The organism is Delftia sp. ZNC0008, assembly GCF_000799035.1.
Taxonomy (GTDB): Bacteria; Pseudomonadota; Gammaproteobacteria; order Burkholderiales; family Burkholderiaceae_C; genus Comamonas; species Comamonas tsuruhatensis.
The window spans coordinates 1-2,126 of record NZ_JTKZ01000845.1; the positions used below are offsets into that span (position 1 = coordinate 1).

Annotated in this window: 2 protein-coding genes; one reads left to right on the top strand and one right to left on the bottom strand. The window is 71.5% G+C overall.

Annotation, left to right across the window (positions count from 1 at the left end; all coding sequences use genetic code 11):
* The first annotated feature begins 190 nt into the window (after positions 1–190).
* On the top strand, positions 191–1,711 hold the full coding sequence (locus L995_RS27110) for a class I adenylate-forming enzyme family protein (RefSeq protein ID WP_047474455.1): 1,521 nt from the start codon (positions 191–193) through the stop codon (positions 1,709–1,711).
* 45 nt (positions 1,712–1,756) lie between these two features.
* Here L995_RS27110 and L995_RS27115 read toward each other — a convergent pair.
* Positions 1,757–2,126: siderophore-interacting protein (locus tag L995_RS27115; protein WP_197065195.1), on the bottom strand; the 370-nt coding region annotated here is incomplete at its 5' end.

The following is a 2,126-nucleotide window of genomic DNA, read 5'->3' on the forward strand; positions in this document are numbered from 1 at the left end:
GCTGCGCCGCCATGCGCCGCCCGCCATGGCCGACGGCTTCATCGCCACGCGCCTGGGGGCGCAGCAGGGCGCCATGGTGGCGGGCGCCTTCGACCCGGCAGGCCTGGACATCGCCGCCATCCTGCAGCGCGCGCTGCCCGCCTGAAGCGGCCACCGGCCCACCACACAACAAAGCACAAGGAGACAAGACATGAACCTGCTCGACGCCTTCGACAGCGCCGTGCGCAAGACGCCCGCCAAGGCCTTTCTGCGCGACCGCGGCGCCTCCATCAGCTATGCCGACATGCAGCGGCGCTCGCAGCGCGCTGCCGCCGTCCTCCAGGCCCAGGGCGTGGGCCGGGGCGACACCGTGGCCCTGATGTGCCTGAACACGCCGGGGTTTGTCGAAGCCCTGTTCGGCGCCTGGCGCCTGGGCGCCGCGCTGGTGCCCGTCAACCACAAGCTGCAGGCGCCCGAGCTGCAGTACATCCTCGGCCACGCGCAGTGCAAGGCCCTGGTGTTTGACGCCGCACTCGCGCCCGTGGTCGCCGCCGCGCAGCACCCCTGCGCCCGACTTGTGACCGAGGCGCAAGAGGCCGTCCCGGGTGTCCAGGACTGGGACACGCTGGTGGTGGCCGCCAGGCCCATGGAAGGCGCGCGGCCCGCCGATGGCGACATCGCCCAGGTGCTCTACACCTCCGGCACCACGGGCCGGCCCAAGGGCTGCCTGCTGAGCCACCGCGCCGTCACGCTGGCGGCGATCACGGCCGCGCTGGGCCTGTCCATCACGCGCGAGGAACGCACGCTGATGGCCATGCCCATCTGGCATTCCTCGCCGCTCAACAACTGGTTTGGCGGCACGCTGTACATGGGCGGCACCGTGGTGCTGCTGCGCGAGTACCACCCGCAGCATTTCCTGCAGGCCGTGCAGGACGAGGGCGTGACGCTGTACTTCGGCGCGCCGGTCTCCTACTTCGCGCCGCTGCAGATGCTGCCCGACTTTGCCCGCTACGACCTGAGCAGCGTGCGCGCCTGGGTCTACGGCGGCGGCCCCATAGGCGCCGACATGGCGCGCAAGCTGGCCACGGCCTACCGCAGCGACCGCTTCTACCAGGTCTACGGCATGACCGAGACCGGGCCCACGGGCACCACGCTATACCCCGAGGAGCAGGTGGAGCGCGCAGGCTCCATCGGCCGCGTGGCCCTGCCCGGCGTGGACATGCGCGTGGTGCGCGACGACGGCGAGGATGCCGGCCCCGGCGACACCGGCGAGATCTGGCTGCGCACCGGCAGCGTGATGGACGGCTATCTGCACGACGCCCAGGCCACGGCTGCCGCCTTCGCACCGGGCGGCTGGTACCGCACGGGCGATCTTGCGCGCCTGGACGACGCGGGCTATCTCTTCATCGTGGACCGGACCAAGGACATGGTCATCACAGGGGGCGAGAACGTTTATTCCAAGGAGGTGGAGGATGCGATCTCGGCCCATCCCCAGGTCGCCGACGTCGCCGTCGTGGGCCGGCCCCACCCCGAATGGGGCGAGACCGTCATCGCCCATGTGGTGCTGCGCGGCGAGACCGCGCCCGGTACCGAGGCGCTGCAGCAATTCCTGGCCGACAGGCTGGCACGCTACAAGATCCCGCGTGAATTCGTCTTTGCGGCCAGCCTGCCGCGCACGCCCACAGGCAAGCTGCAGAAATTCCTGCTGCGTCAGGAGCGCAGCGCCCCCTGAGGCGCCGGCCCCCTGCGTGGCCTGCTTCGCGGCCTACTTGGCGGCCTACTTCGCGGCCTTGAAATCCGACTCGCTCATGCCCCGCCGCCAGTAGGCCACGACCAGCTGCTCGTGCTTTTCCAGCCCGCGCTCCTCGCGCGCCCACTGGCGCACGGCCTGGGCGGTGTCGAACTCGCCAGCGGCCCAGACGAAGCGGCTGGCGGGATGACCGGCCAACGCATCCGGCCAGCGCACGGCGCGCAGCGCGTCGATCAGCAGCGTGGTGGTCCCGGCCTCGGCAGCGCCGCGGTGCAGCCAGTGCCATTGCAGGCCTGCGGGCGCCTGCACGGGCTGCTCGTCCTGCGGGCCCTGGACTTCGGCGAAGACATGGCCGCGCGTGTGCGCGGGCAGGGCGGCCGCAATGCGCAGCATGGCC

Excerpts from the sequence above, each read along its gene's own strand:
- L995_RS27110 (WP_047474455.1), top strand. The coding sequence starts at position 191 with ATGAACCTGCTCGACGCCTTCGACAGCGCCGTGCGCAAGACGCCCGCC.